The organism is uncultured Sanguibacteroides sp. (assembly GCF_900543425.1).
Classification (GTDB): Bacteria; Bacteroidota; Bacteroidia; order Bacteroidales; family Marinifilaceae; genus Gabonibacter.
Window position 1 is genome coordinate 129,195 of record NZ_UQRQ01000007.1, and the last position, 24,168, is coordinate 153,362.

The window sequence follows — 24,168 nt, forward strand, 5'->3', positions numbered from 1 at the left end:
CTTTTGAGGGGTTATCGTTTACTTTTTAGGCTGCCGGGCTTTATACTCTTCCAATCCTTTTTTCAGAAAATTGACAAAGGCATCCCGATCCAGATTATGTCCCCGCGGGGGAGCAAGGATATGAGGTTTCAAATCCGTATCGTTTCCTCCCCGGCTATCCAATAAAATATAATTCGGCTGGGCATTGGAATCAAATTTCTTTATCTGAAAATCCGCATTCTTCTTCCCCAATGTTTTTTTCTCTTTCCCGTCGTATTCGGAAACATACCACTCCTCTTCGGGCAACTTCGCCTTATCATCCACATACAGGGCAACTACCACATAATCGTTCTTCAACATCTCTAAAACCCTCGGATCCGACCATACACTCTGTTCCATTTCACGACAATTCACACAACCATGTCCCGTAAAATCAATAAATAACGGTTTATTCTGATTTTGAGCAGCTTTCAATGCCTGATCGTAATCAAAATACCCTTCCAAACCATGAGGCAAATGCAAAAAATCCGAATATTTTACATTTTCTGCCGAAACGCCGGTAGCATTCCCTACTTTGACCCCACTTTTCATAATCTCTTTCGCATTCTCCCGGACAATCCGGTTGATATCAAAATCAATGCTCTCCTGAGGAGGGAAATAACCGGCCAAAGCTTTTAACGGTGCCCCGAACATACCGGGGATCAGATAAACGACAAAAGAAAAAGTCAAGATAATAAAAGCAAGACGAGGCACACCTATATAAGGCAAGTCACTATCGTGAGCGAATTTAATTTTACCCATGAGATAGAGCCCCTGCAAGGTAAATATAGTTATCCAGATCGCAATATAAACTTCTCTGTCTAATAATCCCCAATGATAAACCTGGTCGGCTACCATCAAAAATTTGAATCCCAAAGCAACCTCTATAAATCCTAATACCACTTTTACGGAATTCAACCAACCGCCGGACTTGGGTAAATTACTTAATTTCGACGGGAAAAAAGCAAAGAAACCGAAAGGTAAGGCGACTGCTATCGAGAAGCCCAACATTCCGATAACAGGACGCAGAATAGAACCTCTCGCGGCTTCCACCAAAACGGTTCCGACAATGGGAGCCGTACAGGAGAAAGAAACCAATACCAGGGTAAAAGCCATAAAGAATGCACCGATATATCCGCCTTTATCCGCCTGCTTATCGGATTTATTTACCAACCAGGAAGGCAATACGATCTCGAAAGCCCCAAAAAAAGAAGCGGCAAAAACCATAAAAATGATAAAGAAAAAGATATTGGGAATCCAATTGGTACTCAACCAATTGATAAAATCAGGTCCCAAAAAGATTGAAATAATCAATCCCAAAGCCGTATAAATTGCAACAATCGACAGGGCAAAAAACAACGCTTTTGCCTTCGCTTTCGCCTTATTGGAATCTCCATGCATAAAGAAAGAGACCGTCATCGGGATCATCGGGAATACACAAGGCATAATCACAGCGGCTAAACCACCTACAAAAGCCAACCAAAAAAACAACCACAAGGAATCATCTGTCGTCGCATCTGTCGTTGATGCAGAGCCTGTCGCATTCTTCTCCTCCAATTGAAAAGAAAACTCCTTCTCACCGGGTACGCAAGTTCCCTCCTGGCAGGTCTGAAAGTCAATCGTTCCCTTCACCTCCTTTATAGCAGGATCTGTTATCTTAATCTTTTGAACCAATCGATAATTATCCGTAAAATACCATTCGTCTACCTTAAAAATATCACTATATTTTTTTTTCGGCTCCTTCTCAACCGCATCTCCGATCAATTCAATGCCATTTCCGACTCCGTCAATCGTCAAAGATACCGGCATAGGCCCTCCAGCAGGAGTATACATGGAGTAGATAGACCAACCGGGTTGCAAGGTCGCCTCCAAAATCAAATTATACTCGTTTTCCCCGGTTTTCTCTTTGGAGAATGACCAAGAGGTAGGGTCATCGGTCATTTGGGCAAAAGCCGCTATATTCCCTATACATAGAGCAAAAAATAGTGCTAATAGTCCTTTTTTCATAAAAATCCATTTAGATAAAACATCCATTTTCAAACAAACTATACGTATCAATCACAAACAAAATAAGTGAACTTTGCAAACTTAGCAAAAATTCACTTACAATACACCATATAGATCAAATATTGACAAATGTTTATATTTTATACTCCAAAATTAATAGATCACGACTCTTCGATTTCCCGATTAAAGCGGTTATAAAATTTATATTCGTAAATATAAAACGAAGGTACGCCTATCACTTGAATAGACACAAAATATTTGAATTGCCACCTCCTCAGAATAGACCAGAAACCTTTTTTCAAATAAGCTTCTACGAAAGGATGTACTTTAATCTTCAATATCTTGTACTTTTTCTCAACGATCAAATATTCCAGTTGATCTTCTATCTTATCGATCAACAGTACTGCAGCTTCAGCCTTTCCCGTACCATGACACACGGGGCAAGTTTCCGTTGTTGTCACCGTCATTTCGGGTCGTACGCGCTGGCGAGTGATCTGCATTAAACCGAATTTACTTAAAGGCAGAATCGTATGCTTGGCACGGTCTATCTCCATGGCCGATTTCATCTTATCGTACAATTTTTGCCTATTCTCGGCCAACTGCATATCAATAAAATCAATAACAATGATCCCTCCCATATCTCTCAACTGCAATTGACGAGCCACCTCGTCAGCCGCAGCTAAATTCACTTCCAACGCGTTTGTTTCCTGATCATCTCCCAGTTTCGTCCGGTTTCCGCTATTCACATCGATTACATGAAAAGCCTCCGTATGCTCAATAATCAAATAAGCTCCATTTTTAAAAGAGACGGTACGACCCAAAGAAGACTTTATCTGTTTATCGACACCAAAATGATCCAAAATAGGTACATCCGTAGAAACATACTTCACGATATCCTCTTTTTCCGGGGCTATTGTGCTAATATAACCTTTTATCTCTTTACTCAACGTAATATCATTAACATAAATATTTTCAAAAGAAGAGTTCAAAATATCACGAAGCATGGCACTAGTCCGGTCAATCTCTCCTAAAATCAACTTGGGAGGTTCTATGTCCCGTATATGTTTGAAAGCGGTTTCAAACCGCTCTACGAGTTCGCATAATTCACTATCGAACAATTCCGCGTTCTTACCTTCTGCAACCGTTCGAACAATCACCCCGTAATTTTTAGGGCGTATACTCTCTATCAGTCGTTTTAAACGTTTCCGTTCCTCGACAGATTTTATTTTTTGTGAAACAGATACCTTCTCGGAAAAAGGCATCAAAACCAAATGACGTCCGGCAATACTTAACTCGGAAGTTAAACGCGGACCTTTAGTCGAAATGGGCTCCTTGGCGACCTGCACAGCAACATACTGTCCAACGCTAAGCACATCCGAAATCTTACCGTTTTTGTTAATTTCCGGCTCCAACCTCAATTTGGAAACCGGCATTCCCCTTCTGGCAATACATTGTTTAATATAATTATCCAGAGAATGAAATTGGGGACTCAAATCAAGGTAATGAAGAAAAGCGTCTTTTTCATACCCGACATTAACAAAAGCAGCATTAAGACCAGGCATAATCTTTTTTACCTTCCCGTAATAGATGTCTCCTACGGCAAACTTCATGCTAGTCTTCTCTGTCGTCAACTCGACCAATCGCTTATCTTTCAATAGAGCGATCACGATTTCTTCAGCTCTTACATCTATGACTAACTCCGTACTCACTACCTAAATAATTAATCGTACTATACTAAATAAACCTAAAGGCTATAGCCTTTAGGTTTATATCTCTTAACTCACAAACGACTACTTCTTCTTATGTCTATTCTTTCTCAGTCTTTTTTTACGTTTGTGAGTAGCCATCTTATGTCTTTTCCTCTTTTTTCCGCTTGGCATAACTTACACTCCTTTCTTATTTAACTTTTTCCTTTACTTGAACAACGAAACTCTTTGAAGGTTTAAATGAAGGAATGAAGTGTTCAGGAATTTTAATCGTTACATTTTTTGAAATGTTACGAGCCGTTTTTTCAGCTCTTTTCTTTACCACAAAACTTCCAAAACCTCTTAAATACACGTTCTTGCCTTCAACAACAGAACCTTTAATCGCTTCCATAAATGCTTCTACCGTTGCTTGAACAGCTACTTTTTCGATTCCGGTTGTTCTCGAAATTTCATTCACAATATCCGCCTTTGTCATTTTCTTTAAATATTTAATATTCAATAATATATTTCTTTTATCTCTACTTTCAGTCTGCAAATATATATCTTTTCCACAAACAAAGAAACAAACTTAGACTTTTTTGTCAATATTTTTTCACTCCACACTTTAAAATAGAGTATTTTGTAACCGCCTGTCTCTTGCTAAATCTTAACGGCCATTCTACCGGCCAAATCGTTTTTCATTTTTAACGATAAAACACTATCTTCGTTTCCTGAATTCAAAAACTTTTTTAAATCAACTATTTTTTGTAAATTGTGTCAAATTTAATCTTTGATAATCATGGTAAATAAAGTTATTCTTATAGGAAACGTCGGTGCCGATCCTGATGTCAGGTACTTGGACGGAGGGGTTGCAGTCACACGATTTAGCCTGGCTACAACGGAGGTATACAACAATAAAAACGGAGAACGTGTCAGTCAAACGGAATGGCATAATATTGTTCTATGGAGAAATTTAGCACAAGTTGCCGAAAAGTACGTGAAAAAAGGGATGACACTCTATATTGAAGGGCGCCTCAGAACACGTACTTGGGACGATCAAAACGGGAATAAACGTTACACGACGGAAATCTACGGAGATACCATGCAAATGTTATCCCGCAAACAGGACAACTATGAAAAAACACCGGAACCTCCCATGCCAGAAGCTCCAAGCAATTTAAGCAATACGGACGACAGCGACGATCTTCCCTTCTAATTCATTCAGGTTTACGCTTACCCGGAGACGAATTCGTTCGCACAACCGAATTTTTAACAGGATAAGCGCTAAACCTCCGGTTTTTTTTGTAATTTTGGACGATTTTATGTTTAACCAATTAAAGTAACCTTGGATACAGATTATTTTCCCCCGGCGGAGCAGATTTTTACCGGTTCATTCGGAACGATTGATCTTATTTTCATTATTATTCTACTATTCCTGCTGATATGTTCAGCTCTTATTTCTGGCTCGGAAGTTGCTTTTTTTTCACTATCACCCTCTCAACTGAAACACCTGGAAGAGAAAGGATATGAAAAGGCATGCAATCTTCAAAAAAAGCCCAACCTATTGTTAGCCACGATCCTCATCTCCAACAACTTTGTTAATGTCGGAATCGTCATACTTTCAACTTACCTGGTCAATTCCTTATTCAATTTATCGGTTAATCCGGTACTGGGATTCATTATCCAGGTGATTGCAGTCACTTTTATCATTCTGTTGGTGGGAGAAATTATACCCAAATTATACGCGAATCGTTCACAAGAAAAGGTGGTTATTTTAATGACCGGCCCTCTTCTGTTTTTATCCCATTTATTCCGGCCGCTCTCTTATTTACTGATTAAATCAACCTCAATCATCAGTAACCGTATCGAGAAAAAAGATGCCATATCCATCGATCAGCTCTCAAAAGCATTGGAACTAACAAAAGACTCGGAAATCAACGAAGAGAAAGATATTTTAGAAGGTATCGTTCGCTTCGGAAATATAGCCGTAGTCGATATTATCCGGGCTCGAATCAATGTCGTTGCCATAGATATAGAATCTTCTTACCAACAGGTAAAAGAGATCATTACGGAACACGGGTACTCGCGCATGCCCGTCTATGAAGAAAACCTGGATAATATCAACGGGATACTTTACGTCAAGGACCTGTTGCAACACTTGGATGAAAAAGACGACTTCAAGTGGCAAAGCCTACTTCGTCCTGCTTATTTCGTTCCGGAAACAAAAAAAATCAACGATTTGTTGGAAGAGTTTCAAAGTAAAAAAGTTCACTTGGCCATCGTGGTTGACGAATACGGGGGAACATCAGGTATCGTGACAATGGAAGATATTATAGAAGAGATCGTGGGAGACATTAATGATGAATACGATGAACAAGAAATTTTTTATACGCGAAGTAAAAACGGCGCTTATGTATTCGAAGCGTCTACCTTACTTAACGATTTCTTTAAAATAACTGATATTGAAGAAGAGAGTTTTGAAGATATCGAAGGAGACGCAGATACGTTAGCCGGACTTATCCTGGAGATTAAAGGCGAATTGCCCCAAAAAGGAGACGTCATTACCTATAAAAATCATCAATTTACAATAGAAGAAGTAGATAACCGGAGAATTAAGAAAATACAATACCAAAAAATACAACCGGATCCGAAAGAGGAATAAAACCATCTTCTGGAACATTATCCGAGGACTCCCGGAAAACGGAATTGTTATTCAATCTTTTTTCCCCGTACGGTATAAGGAACGGGGATTCCCATCATATCACACAGAGTAGGAAATAAATCCACCATATCGAAGTTTCCTTTCAAACCTGGCTTTACCCCGGCTCCATACAAATATAACGGGACAAGCGGACGCTTACTATGCCGGAAATAAATATCTTCCATCTCTTTCAATTCTGAAATCCAGGTCGGATACAAACAGAACAACACATCTCCGCTTCGCTTGTGAGAGAATGCATTTTGCATCAATTGATCCACTCCTGAAGTAAAAGCCGTATGTGTCAATGAATAAGCGGTAATAACCTTTGCAATTCCCTCAAAATCGATCAGGAAATCCGCTATACGGTCCTCCATCTCCTTCAGACTCATTTTTTTCCTCTCGATTAAATCACGATTCAAATAAATCTGTCCCTGATCATAATCCACAACCCAATCTCCCGGTCCGTAAATCAACCCCAGATAAGATTTCAATAAAGCTACGGCCTTATAAATACTGAAATAATTCGAATTTAATTTAACCTTTCTCAAGTCCTCGGGCATTAATTCCCGCATTTCGGAGAATGTAACGAACAGAGTGTAATTTCCTTTCCCCACCTTAAGATCAAGATAAGTCAACAGGTCTTCCATATTCCTATCCAAACGCAAAAAAGCATCTTTTTCCTCTTCCGAATCTACAGTAAAATCCCTATGCATATAATCCAAACATGAAAAATTAACGGCAAGCAAATCCGGATCGTTATCTCTTCCCAGTCCCTCGTTGGCTATCAATCGTTTCGCCAGGGCACAGACCAAAGTATTAGCATGCGGAGTAGCCTTCAAGACACGATAGGTCTTATACTCCCTTTTTGCCCGAGCTATGTCGTAATAAAACAAGTTTGCCAACCCGAACTTACTCCTTATTTTGGCGGCACTACTCCTTTCATCCGACAAAGGCATCCACCCTCTGTTCGCCAAAGAATCACTCTCAATACGATCATTGTAATGAATTAACCACTCCGGTAACTGTTCTTTGTAATAAGTCGATGAAACCCATTTCCCCGTTTTTTCACTAAACCAAAAAACTTGGTCGGCACTGCTTCCTCCACTCAACACCGCCTCTTCCCCATTCATCGCCACGCTATAAACCTTCGAAAAACCATTATTCATTTTCAAAGCACTCCCTAAACTAATGGTCTGGATGAAGTCTGGGCTTAAACTTTTTATACTATCCCCCTGCTGAGTACCCGTCTCATAATAATCTCCCGACATTACGGCACTTTGCCTTCCCCTGCGAAGTCGATCATACCAAACCTTGGATACAATCCCATGCTCTGCCGGAAGTATTCCGGTATATATGGTGGCATGGTCTACCCCTGTTTGAGTATACACGTAATTATAATTCATACTCAATTCTATTCCCTGCCGCACGATCCTTTTAAAACCTCCCTCGGAAAGATCCTGCTTATACCACTCCAGCCAATCCGGATAAAAATGGCTTATTACCACACCAACGACCAGTTTCGTTTTATTCTCCGAGGCCGAGGAAATAAAACTACTGAACATCAATACGAATAAAATAATCTTTTTCATAGGGTATACTTACAAACTCTTACTAATTCTACAAAAGTAGTCAGAATATGATAATTTACAACCTATAATTATTTCAATTCTTAATTGTTTCGTATATTTACAGCATAAAATATAAAATGGATTTCGTTTATGACTGAAAAAAAATGTTTGCTTACAGAGAAATTAAGGACCTACGTCTTTCGATACGGTACTGATTTATCTGATGAGAATTTACAAAAAGTAAATATTACGCGGGAGGAAATCAACGAAAATTTCTCCGATATGGAAGATATCGTAAACTCTATTTTTGAACGGGAAAGAATTTGTTTTGAAGAGATTTTCGACAAATACAATTTCGAGGGATGGAATGCTATCGACATTTTATTATTGGTCGGTAATGAAATCAACGATCGCTTCTTCAACGTATCGCCTTCTGTCACGTTCAAATTGGCGAAAGCCTATCCGGAGATTTACGAAAAGCACCGGCTCAGGCGTTCCGATTTCATTTTTGAAAAAATAAAAATCAATATCGAAAAAGGAATGCAACAGGGTATGTATAAAAATGATGTTTCCAGTGAAATGGTCGCACGCATGTATATCGCTAAACTAAACGACATTCATAATCCGGAAATCTATCCGCCGGAAGGATATGACTTTGCAACTATTTTCAACAACATGATTGATAGCGTAATAAAAACCATTACAAATGAAGACGGATGGCAATATTACAAACAACGGAAACAATTATATAACGTACTTAATTTCAATAGATAATACCTACAAATATGAATGCAAAATATCAAATTGACGAAATCGACCGGAAAATATTATCACATCTCGTGAAAAATGCAAGAGTCCCTTTTCTGGAAATAGCGCGGGAGTGTGGAATATCAGGAGCCGCCATTCACCAAAGAGTAAAAAAAATGGAAGATTCCGGTATTATTGAAGGATCCAGATTTATCGTGAAACCGGATGCCCTCGGATTTGGCGTATGTGCCTTCATCGGAGTCATCTTAGACCATGCTCATACTTATAAAACGGTTGTTAAAGAAATAGAAAACATTCCTGAAGTCATCGAATGTCATTTCATCACCGGAGGTTTTACCTTTCTAATAAAATTGAGATGTAATGATCACCAACATCTTATGGATATACTAATCAACACCTTACAAAATATTCCGGGAATAGCAAAAACGGAAACCTTTATCTCTTTGGACCAACTCATCGAGAAACAGATTAACCTGAACGTGGAACCCACGTCCACAAAATAATTTGATTAGATGCTGTCTACCGGATTATTCCGGCGACAGTATAAATCAAACATTCCTTTTAATCTTCTTCTTTTTGGATAGTTTAGGAACGACTACGTTCAGTACTCCCGGATGGATCTTTACCTTTACCGGTACATCTAAAATATAAGGATCTCCATCGATATGAGCTTTTGAAATGTCTCCGTCGATCTCTGCTTCTGCACATTGTATCTCACTGAAATAAGACAGTTTGGAAATCTGAGAATTCATAAAGCAATATATAAAACGAGGTATCTGATAATATTTAGGCCGTTTTAAAATACATATATCAAACAATCCGTCCCGTAAAGAAGCTTTGGGTGCGATCCGTGCATTATTCCCATACTGAGAACTATTCGCAATACTTAAAATAAAACAATCTTCCTCCCATACCTTATCCCCGATTTTGAAACGGTAACGCTTACTCGGATAACGGAACCACATCCGGACAATCGAATAAATATAGGAAAATATTCCCCTCATTTTCATTTTATTAAAAAAATGAGCTACCTCTGCATCAAATCCTAACCCACTTACATTCAAAGAATAATAACCATTAATTTCAACCACATCGATCCGGGTCACCTCACTCTGCAGTAATTGTTTTAAAGCTTTCGACATCATCAAGGAGAATCCAAGATGACGAGCAAAACCGTTGCCGCTCCCCAAAGAAATGACTCCAAAAGCAATATCCGTACCACATAAAGCCGTTCCGACCTCATTTACCGTACCATCACCTCCGACAGCCACAATGTGCGTGTAATTTTCGTGCTTTGCATTCTCGACCAACTCTTTGGCGTGTCCGGCATATTCAGTAAAACGTATCACATACTCTATCTGGCGATAAGCCGCAATACGCTTCAGCCGATAAGGAACTTCCCAGCCCAGGCCAAAACCTGATATAGGATTTATTATAAATAAAACCCGCAATTTACCCATAAACAATTACTTTGAAGCAAAGATGCCTCATTCATACTCCCGAACAAATCCATTCTGTGTAACGGATTACTTTTGCCGTCCTATCCCATAATATATATAACCAAACTCCTTCATCTGTTTCGGACTATATATATTACGACCATCAAATATAATCTTGTGTTTTAAAGCTTTTTCAATAAAAGTAAACTTAGGAATCTTAAACTCGGGCCACTCCGTAACAACAATTAAAGCATCCGCATCCGGTAAAGCATCATACATATTACTTGCATATTCGATCTTCGACCCGATACGCCTTTGACACTCTTCCATAGCCACCGGATCATAAGCCCGAATAACAGCACCGGCTTCTATCAGATGTTCGATCAACACCAATGAAGGTGCCTCCCGCATATCGTCAGTAGCAGGTTTAAAGGATAACCCCCACACGGCAAAGCGTTTTCCTTTCAGATCCGGGCCAAAATGAGCTATCACTTTTTCGAACAAGACCTCTTTTTGATTCTCATTCACCCTCTCCACGGCCTTCAATAACTCTAAACTATGCCCGTTTTCATCCCCCGTCTTAATCAATGCTTTCACATCTTTAGGAAAACAAGAGCCTCCATAACCGCAACCCGCATTCAAAAATTTCTTCCCGATACGACTGTCACTACCTATCCCTTTCTTTACAGCCTCGACATCCGCCCCCACGATCTCACACAAGTTCGCAATATCATTCATAAACGAAATCCGGGTAGCCAACATAGAGTTTGCAGCATATTTTGTCATCTCTGCCGAAGGAATATCCATAAAATAGATCGGCGTATTATTCAAAATAAACACGTGATACAAACGCTCCATCACTCGTTTAGCCCTTTCACTCTCAACACCGATCACCACCCGGTCAGGAGAAATAAAATCATTAACAGCATCCCCCTCTTTCAAAAACTCAGGATTGGAAGCCACATCAAAAGGTACGGATACATTTCGTTTTTGCAAAGCCTCTTCTATTGTGGCCTTTACCTTCATATTCGTCCCGACAGGAACCGTCGACTTCGTTACAACGACAACATAATCATTGATAATCTCCCCAATCTCCCGCGCTACCCCTAATACATATTTCAAATCAGCACTTCCATCCTCATCCGGCGGAGTACCGACAGCAATAAATACAGCATCGGCATCTTTCAATGCTTCTTTCAATGAAGTCGTAAAAAAAAGACGTCCATCACTCTGGTTACGAACCACCAATTCTGCCAATCCCGGCTCGAAAATAGGAATACCCCCATTGTTCAACAACTCTATTTTAGCCTGATCTACATCAACACAGGTTACCGTAACTCCAGTTTCTGCTAAACATGTACCGGATACTAATCCTACATAACCGGTTCCAACAACAGCTATTCTCATCTTTATCCTTTTTTACGTGAATGATACTCATTTCATGACCGATAAACTCTACAACACTTTCACCACCGATCACTTTTCAGTTTTGCAAAAATACAAATTTAATACAAACAATTAGGCCCTAAACTCATTAATTTTACCTGTCTCCCAAAGACGACCTTCTCAACGGGTAATTCCCTACTTGATAAAACCAAAATCACACAACCCCAATAGCTCTCTTTTTTCGAATAAAATTTAGGTATAAATCAAAACGGATTAGTTTTATTTGCATAAATTTGTCTAATCTAAATATGAATCACAAAAACAAAAGCCATGAATAGATGTTCCCTATTTATCTCATTCTTGCTCATACTCTTTGCATTTTCTTCCTGTAAAGAAAAACAGAATCAAAATAAGTTAGAATACAGTAAATACATCAGCGAATTTACACAGGGGATGATCCGGTCAACGGATCCTATTTATATTCATTTTAATGCGAACTTAGATTCTCTCCCCGCTTCGGCTGAAGATATTTTCAAAATATCCCCTCAAGTGAAAGGGACACTTCAACTAAATCAAAATATCCTGAAATTCATTCCAGGCGAAAGACTGAAAAACGAGCAAATCTATCAAATTTCCTTACAATTAGACAAGTTGTTTGATGTCCCTTCTACACTAAGGAAGTTTAATTTCACGGTTAAAACACTACCTCAGGTATACTCCTTTCAAGAAGGAAATCTGGGAATCTATCCGGAAGACAACGATCAGTTCTTCTACAAAGGAGCTATCGTTAACGCGGATATAACAACTCCCGATCAGATAGAGCAATTGGTTACGGCAAAATTAGGCGATCGAACTCTCTCTCTCGTATGGGATCATTCACCTTACGTCCACAACTTTACGATTCCCGCTCTAAAACGGGAAAAACAATCTCAAACCTTAAAGCTCTCTTTCGATAAGAAAGTAAAAAACGGGAACGATTTACTCGTTGAAATCCCCGGAGAAAACAACTTCTCCGTCCTGGAGATCAAGGTTGCCGACGATCATTCCCAAAGTATAGATGTTATTTTCTCCGATAACATAAGTCCCACTCAAGATTTACAAGGGTTAATTACGATCGACGGCATAAACCGTCTGAATTACAATGTTCAGGGTAATATCATTCGTCTATATACCAACGAAACGAGCAAAATGAGAGGTATCGTACAAGTAAACGTTTACCAGGGCATTATGAATATCGCGGGAGATAAACTAACTAAAGAGGTATCTCAATCCGTTAATTTCCCTTCTGCGAAACCGGAGATACGCTTTATCGGAGAAGGTTCGATTACCCCGGCCGCAGGCAATATCTTACTTCCTTTTTCTGCCGTTGGTCTGAAGGCTGTTCAATTACGTGTTGTCAAAGTTCTATCGCAAAATATGAATTTCTATTTACAACAAAATTCTTATGGATACGCCGGAGATTATGAATTACGAAGAGTAGGTCGTCCTATTTTAAATAAAAAGATTGCATTGGCAAAAGAAGGACAAACGCTTCATTCAGACAAATGGCAAGACTACACGATTAATCTCTCAGACCACATTCAATTGGAAAAAGGTGTCATTTATAAAGTTGAACTCCGGTTTAAACGATCCTATACAACCCTTGCTTGTAACGAGAAACAAAATTCAGATCAGGATGATTCGGACGATCAGTTCTGGCAAAGTTATGATAACTACGACGAGTATTATTATTATGGATATCCCGAAGATTACTCTTGGGAAGAGAGAGATAATCCCTGTTCGAACTCCTATTATTACGTATCCGATCGTTTCCCTCAAAAAAATATCGTCGTAACCTCTTTGGGTATCACAGCTAAAGCAGGCAATGACGGGAAATACATGGTGGCCGTAAACGATCTATTAGATGCTACCCCGGTAAGCAATTGCGAATTATTCTTCTACAATTATCAAAACCAAAAAATAGATTCGACCCGGACCGATGATCAAGGTATCGCGATAGCCCGAATACGAGGGAAAGCGTTTACCATCGTGGCCCGTAAAGGTAATGATCAGGCCTATCTGAAAGTCAACGATGCCGGCTCTTTATCTTACAGTAATTTTGACGTAACCGGAGCTGTCGTTCAAAAAGGGATCAAAGGATTTTTATACGGGGAAAGAGGAGTATGGCGCCCTGGTAACGAAATTCATTTATCTTTTATCTTGGAAGACAAAGAAAAAGTCATTCCGGTAGGCCACCCCATTATAGCAGAACTATATGATCCCAACGGACATGTCGTACAAACCCGGAAAGAGGGTCGAAACAGCAACGGGTTATACTGCTTTACCTTCAAAACGGATGATAATGCAGTAACGGGTTACTGGCGGGCTATAGTCAAAATCGGAGGAACCTCTTTTTCCAAAACGATCCGGATTGAAAGTATAAAGCCCAATCGTTTAAATATAAATGCTCTTTTGCCGGGTAATATCTTAGGAAAAGGTACCGATAAAAATAAGATCCCGGTTACAACCCGATGGCTACACGGGGCCAAAACCAGTTCGTTGAAAACCATTACCGAATTGAAATTAACTCAAGGAAAAACCGTATTCGAGAATTTCAAAAATTATAATTTCGACGACCGTTCCAGGTTTTACAGGACAACCACCACAACCCTATTCGACGGAACGACCGATCAAGACGGTAATTTTACCCTCTCCACACAAGAGATCGCAACAGAAAATACTCCGGGAATGTTAAATGCCCTTCTGACTATCCGGGTTTTTGAAAATAGCGGAGACTTCAGTATTGTCACCTCTTCTTTCAAATACTCTCCCTACACGCAATATGTCGGAATCGCACTACCGGAAACAGACGATAATTGGTATTCGGCAGGTAAGCCGATACCAGTAAAGGGAGTTGTTGTAAATACCCTGGGACAACCCGTTGCATCCAAAGAAATAGAGATTGAGGTTTACTCCTTGGATTGGCGTTGGTGGTGGGATTCCAATGACGATAATCTTGGCTCGTACGTCAATCGTTCCTACCGGAAACCTATACTTCATAAAGTCATAAAAAGTACGGACGGAAAGTTCAATGTTGACATTACCTGCAACGAATGGGGGCGTTATTATCTCATCGCTAAAGATAAAGCATCCGGGCATTCCTCCGGTTCTACTTTCTATATCAGTTCATGGCGCAACGGGTTGAACATGCCCGGCATGGCCAACTTATTGACATTGACCAGCGACAAGAAAGAATACAAAGTCGGGGAAAAAATAAAAATAAAATTCCCTTCCTCCGCGGGAAGTGTTGCCCTCGTTAGTATCGAAAATGGTAAAACGATTAAAGACATTTTCCGCATCCCGACAACCAACGACTTTACAACATTCGAAATAGAGGCAAAACAGGATATGTGCCCTAATGTATACGTGAACGTATCCTTGATACAACCCCATAAGGATCGGGACAACGATAAGCCGATTAGATTATACGGAGTGATGAATATCAACATAGAGGATCCGACCCTCCATTTGAATCCCCAGATCAATATGGCCAAGGAATTGCGCCCATCCGAGGATTTTACGGTTACGGTAAGCGAGGCCGACGGTCAACCGATGACTTACACCTTGGCCGTCGTGGACGAAGGTCTTCTCTCGCTGACCTCTTTTAAAACTCCGGACCCCTTCCCCGTATTTTATGCCCGAGAAGCCTTAGGAGTCAAAACCTGGGATTTTTACGACGACGTATGCGGAGCCTTCGGCGGAAGATTGGAAAAAGCCTTCGCCATTGGCGGGGACGAAGCGCTAAAAACGGAAGAGAATCACAAGAGTAACCGATTCACCCCGGTAGTACTGTTTCAGGGACCGTTCACATTGGAAAAGGGCGAAAAAAAGAGTCATACCCTGCGTATGCCGGAATACATCGGAGAGGTGCGTACCATGGTTATAGCCGAACACGACGGACAATACGGTTCGACCTCCAAAAACACAAGCGTCAACCAGCCCCTGATGCTTAATGTCACGATGCCGCGTATTTTCACCCCGGGTGATATAATCGAAATTCCGGTCACTTTGTTCGCCATGAAAGAGCAAATTAAAGAGGTAAATGTAAGTATCCGAACCGACGATAAGATAGAAAATCTTGCCTCCGCCCAACAAAAAGTATATTTCGATAAAACAGGAGAACAAATAGTATTCTTCAAAGTTAAGATTAAAGAGACAACCGGAAAATCAACTCTCTCTTTCTCGGCACAAAGTGGCCAGGAAAAAGCAAACTTCAGTTGCGATATCGACATCCGTATCCCCAACCCCAGAATCACACGGGTGGATGCGAAAGAATTAAAAGCCGGAGAAACAGTAACGTTCGACAATCCGATAGAGGGAATAAATCCGACCTCTACGTTAGAGATAACCTCAATCCCTCCTCTAAATTTAGAAAAACGATTAAATGACCTCATTCATTATCCGCACGGATGTGGAGAACAAATTACATCCGCAGCATTTCCCCAGCTCATGCTCAATACCCTGACGGACCTCACGGAAGCCCAACGGGTAACCGCAGAACTCAACGTGAAAGAGGTCATCTCCCGGTTACGCAATTACCAACGAAACAACGGAGGTTTCAGCTATTGGCCCGGCTACGAATTTGTTTCAGACTGGGTAAGCAGCTATATTACCGACTTCCTCATACAAGCCGAGAAACAAGGTTATCAGGTTCCGGCCTCCATGAAAAACAATGCTATCAATTACTTAAACCAACAGGCAAATACCTGGAGACCCTCCGATTATTACGCGGAACTGGAACAGGCCTACCGTCTATACGTGTTAGCCTCTGCCGACAAGGCAAACCTGGCAGCCATGAACCGGATGAAAGACATAACCTACAAAAACCCCATCGCTCGTTGGCAACTGGCCGGAGCTTACGCGTTAGGTAAATACGAAAAAGTCGCCCGGTCATTGATTAGCAATCTGGCAACAGAGGCAGAATCTTACAGGCAATTAGGCAGATGTTACGGTTCCGGCTTGCGCGATAATGCTATTCTTCTCCGAAGCATGGTAGATATGAATATGCAAGAAGAAGCCTACACACTACTACAAAAAATAGCTTTGCGTTTTGCTTCTAACGATTGGATGAGTACCCAGGAAAGCGCTTTCGGCCTATGTGCCGCAAGTCAATACGTCAAACGGTATTTCAAAGAAGGAAACGGTATAAAAGTAGAGATCGGAAAAGAAAAAGTACAAACCGAAAAAACGATTATACTCAAATCTCTTCCCGTCAAGCAACAACGTTCTAACGTGACGGTTAAAAACAATACCGACGGAACATTACACGTCAGAACCATCAATAGCTTCATCCCGTTAGGAGTTATAACACAAAATGAAATGTCCGGATTAAAAATGCAAATTACCTATTATCGCAATAACGAACGGATCGATCAACCTACATATCGGCAAGGTGAAGATATAACGGCAGAAATATCCATACAGAATACCGGCAAGATCGGTCAATACGATGAACTGGCTTTAACCTATATGTTCCCGTCCGGATTTGAATTTATCAATGAGCGTCTGATCTCCGGGATAAATCCTTTCGAGGGAACTGAAAACGTAGATATCCGGGACGACCGGATCTATCTATACTTCTCATTGAAGCAAGGAGAAACCAAAAAATTCACCCTCCGTTTCAATGCCTCTTACCCCGGAACTTACCTGTTGCCGGCAATTACCTGCTCCGCCATGTATGACGATTCTATTACAGCAACTCTCGCCGGAAATCGAATCACCATCGAAAGAGAAAAATAAACAATGAAAGACGCTATTCTAACATTAGAACGGACAGCGTCTTTCATTTTAACAATATTTTAAGAAGAAAAATTAAATATTTATTTAGAAACATTCTACATTTGTGTCGGTGTAAAAGCGGATGCAAAAAAAGAGAACACATATAATCCTACGGGTATTCCTGTTAACTCTATTTCTGAGTTACTATGGAAATATCACCTTTTTCCCCCACTACCACATCGTAGACGGAATAAGGATCGTTCACTCACATTTTCATAAAACAACAACAAATCATCAGCCCCAGCATTCTCATTCCGGCAACGAGATAAAATTAATCGCACACCTCAACTATTTTTTCACTCTTTTGTTACTATTACCTTCTGTGTCCACCGCTCCATTGACACGGAAACTCGTTTTATATATTACACGGGAAATAGAAGGACCCGTCTCCCGTTTCTTCTTTCATAAAAAATTAAGGGCTCCCCCTGCCTGTATCTGATATCCTTTTTATCAATCTATTCGAAATCATTATTATCGCCCGGGATAACTGTCTTTTCTTGTCAATGACACCATTTACAGGAAGAGTAGCTTATTCGGACAGATAATCATATTAACAAATTCATAACTTACTAATTAACAATAATATATGAAACACACATATATACTCATCCTCTTCTTGACATTCGTCTTATCCGGTTTTGCAGACGAAGAAAACAATAAACCCAAAAGCGATGCCAATATCATGGGACATGTAATCAACAAAGAGACAAAAGAACACATACCTTTTTTATCCGTTTTTCTTAAAGATACCCATCTCGGCACCTACACGGATGAAACAGGACACTATTTCCTTAAAAACTTACCGGCAGGAAAACATATTTTACGCGTACAGGGAGTCGGCTATAAAAGCGTGGAAAAAGAGGTATTTCTGGAAAAAGGAAAAACCCTGGAAATTAATTTTGAGATCAGCGAAGACAACATCATGCTGGAAGGGTCTGTGGTCACCGCCAACCGAAACGAAACCAGCCGTAAAGAAGCTCCGGTGGTTATCAACGTATTAACACCTAAAATATTTGAAAACACCAACTCGTTTTGTCTGGCACAAGGATTAAATTTTCAACCGGGACTACGAGTTGAAAATAATTGCCAGAATTGTGGGTTTCAACAGGTTCGCATCAACGGTTTAGACGGTCCCTATACCCAAATATTAATTGATAGTCGCCCCTCTTTCAGTTCTCTCTCGGGAGTATACGGACTGGAACAGATTCCCGTCAATATGATCGAACGAATCGAGATAATGAGAGGAGGAGGGTCCGCCCTATTCGGTTCCAATGCCATCGCGGGAACAATCAACATCATCACCAGAGAACCGCTCTATAATTTCTTCCAAGTCAGCCACAATTTATCAGCTATTGACGGTAAGAGTTTCGATAACGTAACCAGCTTTAACGGAGCTATTACAAATGAGCAAAAGACAACGGGAGTATACCTTTTCGGTATGGTACGAGACCGCCAGGCTTACGATCACGATAAAGACGGATTCACGGAATTGGGTAAACTGGATAACACTTCATTAGGGTTCAGAACCTACTATAAACCGACCAATTACAGTAAAATCACCTTGGAATACCACCACATTAAAGAATTTCGCCGGGGAGGAAACTTACTCGACAAGCCTCCTCACGAAACGGATATTACGGAGCAAGCCGAACACGACATACATGGCGGAGGCTTAAATTATACGTTTAATTCCAAAGACTACAAACACCATTTGAACGTGTATACCTCCATACAAAATATAGGACGCAAATCATATTACGGAGCAGATAAGGATCCTGATGCCTATGGAAAAACAACAGACATCACGTTTGTCGGAGGTACTCAATATTCATATAATTTCGATCATTTGCTCTTTCTCCCCTCGGAATTGACTACCGGTTTCGAATATTCGTACGACAAATTAACCGATATCATGTTGGGATACAACAGAAACCTCAACCAGGAGATATATGTTTACAGTTTATATTTACAGAATGAATGGAAAACAGAACATTTCAGTTTTCTAATCGGAGGACGCATGGATAAAAATAGTGCCGTAAATAACCCCATATTCAGTCCGAGATTGAATCTTCGGTATAGTCCGATCGATGCCATCAACCTACGAGCCAGCTATTCCGAAGGCTTTCGGGCTCCCCAGACCTATGATGAAGACTTGCATGTAGCTGCCGTCAACAACGAAGTCGCTATCATTCAAGTGGCCAAAGATCTGAAAACGGAACGTTCCAGAAGTTATAGCGCTTCTATCGACTATTACGCTACCTGGGGAAGCACGCAACTGAATTTATTAGCCGAAGGATTTTATACTAATTTAAGAAATATCTTCGTCTTGGAACCGCTCGGACCGGATAAAGACGGAAACATCATCTACGAACGCAGAAACGGTAACGAGGCGATCGTAAAAGGTATCAACGTGGAAGGAAAAATCGTTCCCCACTATAAAGCACAAATTCAATTCGGGGCTACATTTCAAAGTAGTAAATACGATCAACCGCAGGCCTGGACGGATGACCCCGAAGTAGAGAAAACACGTAAATTGCTACGTTCGCCCGACACATACGGATACCTTACAACCAGCTTTATCCCTTTCAAGAATTTCTCATTCTCTCTCTCGGGAACTTACACCGGACCGATGTACATAGGACATGAAAAAGGATATATTGAAAAGAGTGTATTGAAAAAAACATCCTCTTTTTTCGATGCCACACTTAAATTAAATTACGATATTAAATTCAATAACTACACGGTACAGATAAGCGGAGGAGTACAGAACCTATTGGATAGTTACCAGAACGATTTTGATAAGGGAGCCAATCGGGATTCCAAATATATTTACGGACCAGGACTTCCTCGCACTTATTTTGCCGGAATTAAATTCGGTATATTCTAAATCAACAAATTATCCCTCGGAAAATCTTTTTCGAGGGATAGTTATATTATCGAACCGGAAAGGAGATTGTAAACCGACTGCCCTTACCCACTTTGCTGTCTACCCAAATTTTTCCATTATGAGCTTCTACAAAATCCTTGGAAATAGCCAATCCTAAACCGCTTCCCTGAACTTTGGTTCCGGGCACTCTAAAATAACGATCGAAAATACTCTGGTGGTAACGCGGATCTATACCTTTCCCAAAATCCTGTACAAAAATTTCAACCCGCTTATCCTTTTCATAAGCTCCCACGATAATCCTTGAATTCTCTTTGGAATAATGGATGGCATTGGATAACAAATTCGTAATCACCCAGGCGATCTTCTCACTATCCACGAACAGCTTGGAGATCTTTTCAGGATATTCGACCTCGATATTACATCCGAAACGTTCTGCCAAAACCCGGGTTGCCGAAACCGCATAATGAATCAATTCTATCGGCTTCGTGACCTTGGGACTTAATGTTAATTTCCCTGTTTCAACTTGTGTCAATTTCAATAGCTCTCCGGTAATATTCAATAAACGGTCGCTATTCTCTTTAATACTTTCTGCCAAAGAGACCTGCTCCTCATTCAATTGTCCGACCCGTTGGTCTTCCAACAATTTTAAACTCATCATAATAGCGGCAATCGGTGTCTTCAGCTCATGAGAAATCGTTGAGATAAAAGTTGTCTTAGCCGAATCCAACTCCTTAAATTCAGTAATATTTTTCAAGATAATCAAATCTCCCACGTACTTTTGCTCATTCTCTCCCGTTTTGGTAAGGCGAACCGGAACGTAATAAGCCTGAAAAAAACTCTCCTTATCATCTGCATATATCTTCAATGGCTCATGCTTTTCATTCGGATGTATTAATTCTCGAATAAGACGACGTAACAAATCATTTTTTAAAGAAAGCTCTGCCGCCGACTGCCGAATAACCTCTTCCCTTTTCAGGTTCAAAACAGATAGCGCATCATCATTAACAAATATAATTTTTCTCTCCTCGTTTAAGCCAATAATCGGCTCTCGAATACTGTTCACGATCGCCTCTATATATTTCTTACTGGATAACAAATCTTCCAAAGAACTCCGTTGATATTCCGCTAACTTTTCCGCCATCGTGTTGAATGAAGCCGCAACATCCCCAAACTCCTTTGTTTTATGAAAATAAAGACGCTGATCATAATTTCGTTTGGCAATCTCTATAATACCATTTGTTAATTCTTTTATCGGACGGGTAATCTGGGCGGGGAAAACAAGCAATAACAAAAAGGCAACGGTGATACTTCCCATTCCCATGATGGAAAGCCATAACATCGCCTCGTGAGCTGTTCGCATGGCAACTTCACTTTTACGCTGGATAGAAGCCATATTCAAGTTCATAATCTGGATCAGATCCATCCGAACCTGATGAAGACGTTCCTCATCCTGTCCTTCCTGCAATAATTTAAAATGCCTGATCAAACGTTCCGTAACCTCCGATTCATCTATTTCCGTTATGTTCTTCTGCTGCCTTTCCAAATTTTCAATAAAAACCTTAATAGCTGATTGATCCGTCTCAATCTGTTCAACAGCATGCAACATCCGCTTTGCATAATCCAAAGAATTATAATTATCTGCCAAAATATTCTGGGTATCCGTCGATAATTTATAAATATAACCTACTGACAGTACCCCCATCAAAACGATAATTAAAAACAAAATCCCTATTCCAGATGTCAGTTTCGTCTTTATCTTCATAACTCTACATTTTCATGATAACACGATCAAATCCACATTCAATGCCCCTAAGTTATTCAATAATTTCTTATATCGTAAGGCGGTTCTCATAAATGAAAAAAGTCGGATATCCGGTTTCCCCACACATAAGGTACTAATCTGGCGTTCCCGGCAAACCCGAATAATACTCCCGATAATATCATTAGACTGTACCTGAATCACTTCTCCTCCCAATTCGGAAGCAAGCTTAAAATGATTGATCAAATAACGCTGGTTGGCCAACGGTATCCGATCAGGACTTTCCCGATGCGTTTGGACGTACAAAACAGAAAACCTGGAATTGTACCTCGTGGCCAATCGAGCCACTTTGCGGATCAATTTTCGAGGTGTTTTCTCATGGCTACTGATACAAGCCATAAAACGCTCGTGCCGAAGTCCCACGTTTTCCACTACCTCGTTCTCTACTTTTTTTTCCACCCGTAAAGCTACCTCCTTTAATGCCAATTCCCGTAGTTGCAAGATATTCTCTGCTTTAAAAAAATGATTCAAGGCTATATCTATCTTTTCGGGTTTATAAATTTTCCCGGCTTTCAAACGGGTAACCAACTCCTCTGCAGTCAAATCGATGTTTACTACTTCATCGGCCTCCTCAAATACCCGATCAGGCACTCTCTCCTTCACCTCGATACCGGCAATATCCTGAATCTCTTCATTCAAGCTCTCGATATGTTGAATATTGATCGCGCTGATAACATTTATTCCGGCATCCAACAAGTCAAAAACATCCTGCCATCTTTTCTCGTTCACACTCCCTTCCGCATTCGTATGGGCCAATTCATCCACAATAACTACCTCCGGACGGATTTGCAGGATAGCCTGCAAGTCCATCTCTTCAATTTCTTTTCCTTTATAATATATTTTCCGCCGGGGAATAACAGGTAATCCTTCTAAAAGAGCTTCTGTATCCACTCGTTCGTGTGTCTCGATATAACCGATTTGCACATCGATTCCGTTTCGCAATAACTCATGCGCCTCCTGCAACATCCGGTAAGTCTTCCCTACCCCCGCTATCATACCGATGTATACCTTAAAATGTCCTCTCCGGCTTTTCCGAATCAGATTCAAAAAATGCTGTACACTTTGTTCCTTATCCATACTCTCTCTTCAGCAAAAAATATACTACAAATATAGGAAACAGATAGACATACTCATTACCACTAATTTATATATTACAAGGCATATAAAATCGTTGATCCCGCTTTTTCATTTTGAAAATTTCTTTTCAAAATGAAAAATACGACCTCACCAGCTTGCCCAAAACCCGGAAAGAATATCTTTCCGGGCCAATGCATAAAATAAATCACTTGTATTATCTCAATGTAAATCCCAAGACAAAATGTGCATCTTCATGAGCGGGATCGAAAATAATTTTCGTAAAGACAGGCAAGGAGAATAACTTGCTGATTTGTATCTCTTTCGAGGCACCTAATCCAATGTTCATTACACTAAAACCATTAACGCCATACAGGTTACTCTCATAGGGAGAAAAGCCTAACGTAAAATTCAAATCCACACTTTTTACTGAAAAAGGATAGTTTATCTCCACGTAAGAGGAGTAATTTTGTTTTTCGTTATCTTTTTTATCGGCCCCCCAAACCATTGCGCTCCAAGAGATACTCAACGGAAATTTTTCCGAAACAAAATACCCGATACCTACCTCCACATGATGAGCCGTATTATGATTATCAAAATGAAAATACTTGTTATTTTTCCAGGAAGATTTATCTCCTGATTTCTCTCCTTCCCACCAATAATCTGCCACGAACAAATTAAATTTTCTATAACTGTAAGCCGCTGTCAAATCTATCTCTTTATGAGCACCGCTTATCTCTTTTGACCCCCAGGCCGTGAAAGAAAAAGTTCCTATACTCATGGATAAGGTAGGCTGAATACTGGCCCCTGCATTATAAGCTCCACGCCAGATATAAGAACTCACAACATCTCCGCTTACCTTAAATTCCACACTCTTTACGCTTTTTTGCGCCTGTACCTCTACGACAGCTCCTATCAACAGGAGTACTAAAATCGTTTTTTCAAAAAATTTCATTTCATTAAAAAATTAACATAAAACAACAAACATCCATCAAAATT

General features: G+C 40.2%; 15 protein-coding genes. 6 read left to right on the forward strand and 9 right to left on the reverse strand.

Going from position 1 to position 24,168, the window contains the following annotated elements; genetic code table 11:
* Positions 1 to 18: 18 nt before the first annotated feature.
* The 3 genes from QZR76_RS05545 to QZR76_RS05555 all read right to left on the reverse strand — a co-directional run bounded on the left by QZR76_RS05545 (position 19) and on the right by QZR76_RS05555 (position 4,236).
* Complete coding sequence (locus QZR76_RS05545) at positions 19 to 2,025, reverse strand: cytochrome c biogenesis protein CcdA (protein ID WP_294141153.1); 2,007 nt, start codon at positions 2,023 to 2,025, stop codon at positions 19 to 21.
* A gap of 161 nt (positions 2,026 to 2,186) precedes the next feature.
* On the reverse strand, positions 2,187 to 3,734 hold the full coding sequence (locus tag QZR76_RS05550) for an Rne/Rng family ribonuclease (protein ID WP_294141155.1): 1,548 nt from the start codon (positions 3,732 to 3,734) through the stop codon (positions 2,187 to 2,189).
* Between the two features lie 187 nt (positions 3,735 to 3,921).
* Positions 3,922 to 4,236 carry an HU family DNA-binding protein gene (locus QZR76_RS05555; RefSeq protein ID WP_363664632.1) on the reverse strand — a complete coding sequence of 105 codons (315 nt, stop codon included), beginning with the start codon at positions 4,234 to 4,236 and terminating at the stop codon, positions 3,922 to 3,924.
* Between the two features lie 270 nt (positions 4,237 to 4,506).
* Between QZR76_RS05555 and QZR76_RS05560 the strand changes: the two genes are divergently transcribed.
* Both QZR76_RS05560 and gldE read left to right on the forward strand, forming a co-directional pair.
* Positions 4,507 to 4,926: a single-stranded DNA-binding protein gene (locus QZR76_RS05560; RefSeq protein ID WP_294141215.1), complete on the forward strand. Its 420-nt coding sequence runs from the start codon at positions 4,507 to 4,509 to the stop codon at positions 4,924 to 4,926.
* Positions 4,927 to 5,055: 129 nt separating this feature from the next.
* Entirely contained in the window at positions 5,056 to 6,372 is a 1,317-nt protein-coding gene (gene gldE, locus QZR76_RS05565; protein WP_294141159.1) for a gliding motility-associated protein GldE, read from the forward strand.
* A 47-nt stretch (positions 6,373 to 6,419) separates the two neighbouring features.
* On the opposite strand, the gene QZR76_RS05570 is transcribed toward gldE, so the two are convergent.
* Entirely contained in the window at positions 6,420 to 8,000 is a 1,581-nt protein-coding gene (locus QZR76_RS05570; RefSeq protein ID WP_294141161.1) for an alkaline phosphatase family protein, read from the reverse strand.
* 129 nt (positions 8,001 to 8,129) lie between these two features.
* On the opposite strand from QZR76_RS05570, the gene QZR76_RS05575 reads away from it, so the two are divergent.
* Both QZR76_RS05575 and QZR76_RS05580 read left to right on the forward strand, forming a co-directional pair.
* The gene (locus QZR76_RS05575) at positions 8,130 to 8,753 is read left to right on the forward strand and encodes a hypothetical protein (protein WP_294141163.1); all 624 of its coding nucleotides are present in this window, start codon (positions 8,130 to 8,132) and stop codon (positions 8,751 to 8,753) included.
* Between the two features lie 11 nt (positions 8,754 to 8,764).
* Positions 8,765 to 9,250: an Lrp/AsnC ligand binding domain-containing protein gene (locus QZR76_RS05580; protein WP_294141164.1), complete on the forward strand. Its 486-nt coding sequence runs from the start codon at positions 8,765 to 8,767 to the stop codon at positions 9,248 to 9,250.
* 45 nt (positions 9,251 to 9,295) lie between these two features.
* Here the strand turns inward: QZR76_RS05580 and QZR76_RS05585 are convergent, their stop codons facing one another.
* Both QZR76_RS05585 and QZR76_RS05590 read right to left on the reverse strand, forming a co-directional pair.
* Complete coding sequence (locus QZR76_RS05585; protein WP_294141165.1) at positions 9,296 to 10,207, reverse strand: diacylglycerol kinase family protein; 912 nt, start codon at positions 10,205 to 10,207, stop codon at positions 9,296 to 9,298.
* A gap of 66 nt (positions 10,208 to 10,273) precedes the next feature.
* Complete coding sequence (locus tag QZR76_RS05590) at positions 10,274 to 11,593, reverse strand: UDP-glucose/GDP-mannose dehydrogenase family protein (protein WP_294141167.1); 1,320 nt, start codon at positions 11,591 to 11,593, stop codon at positions 10,274 to 10,276.
* A gap of 309 nt (positions 11,594 to 11,902) precedes the next feature.
* On the opposite strand from QZR76_RS05590, the gene QZR76_RS05595 reads away from it, so the two are divergent.
* A complete protein-coding gene (locus tag QZR76_RS05595) occupies positions 11,903 to 17,350 on the forward strand; it encodes an MG2 domain-containing protein (RefSeq protein WP_294141170.1) in 5,448 nt (1,815 codons plus the stop codon).
* 625 nt (positions 17,351 to 17,975) lie between these two features.
* On the forward strand, positions 17,976 to 20,276 hold the full coding sequence (locus tag QZR76_RS05600; protein WP_294141172.1) for a TonB-dependent receptor: 2,301 nt from the start codon (positions 17,976 to 17,978) through the stop codon (positions 20,274 to 20,276).
* A gap of 46 nt (positions 20,277 to 20,322) precedes the next feature.
* Here QZR76_RS05600 and QZR76_RS05605 read toward each other — a convergent pair whose 3' ends face one another.
* The 3 genes from QZR76_RS05605 to QZR76_RS05615 all read right to left on the reverse strand — a co-directional run bounded on the left by QZR76_RS05605 (position 20,323) and on the right by QZR76_RS05615 (position 24,124).
* Positions 20,323 to 22,038, reverse strand: coding sequence for an ATP-binding protein (locus tag QZR76_RS05605; RefSeq protein ID WP_294141174.1), 1,716 nt, complete (start codon positions 22,036 to 22,038; stop codon positions 20,323 to 20,325).
* Between the two features lie 12 nt (positions 22,039 to 22,050).
* Complete coding sequence (locus QZR76_RS05610; protein WP_294141175.1) at positions 22,051 to 23,172, reverse strand: sensor protein KdpD; 1,122 nt, start codon at positions 23,170 to 23,172, stop codon at positions 22,051 to 22,053.
* 214 nt (positions 23,173 to 23,386) lie between these two features.
* A complete protein-coding gene (locus QZR76_RS05615; protein ID WP_294141176.1) occupies positions 23,387 to 24,124 on the reverse strand; it encodes a hypothetical protein in 738 nt (245 codons plus the stop codon).
* Positions 24,125 to 24,168: the final 44 nt, after the last annotated feature.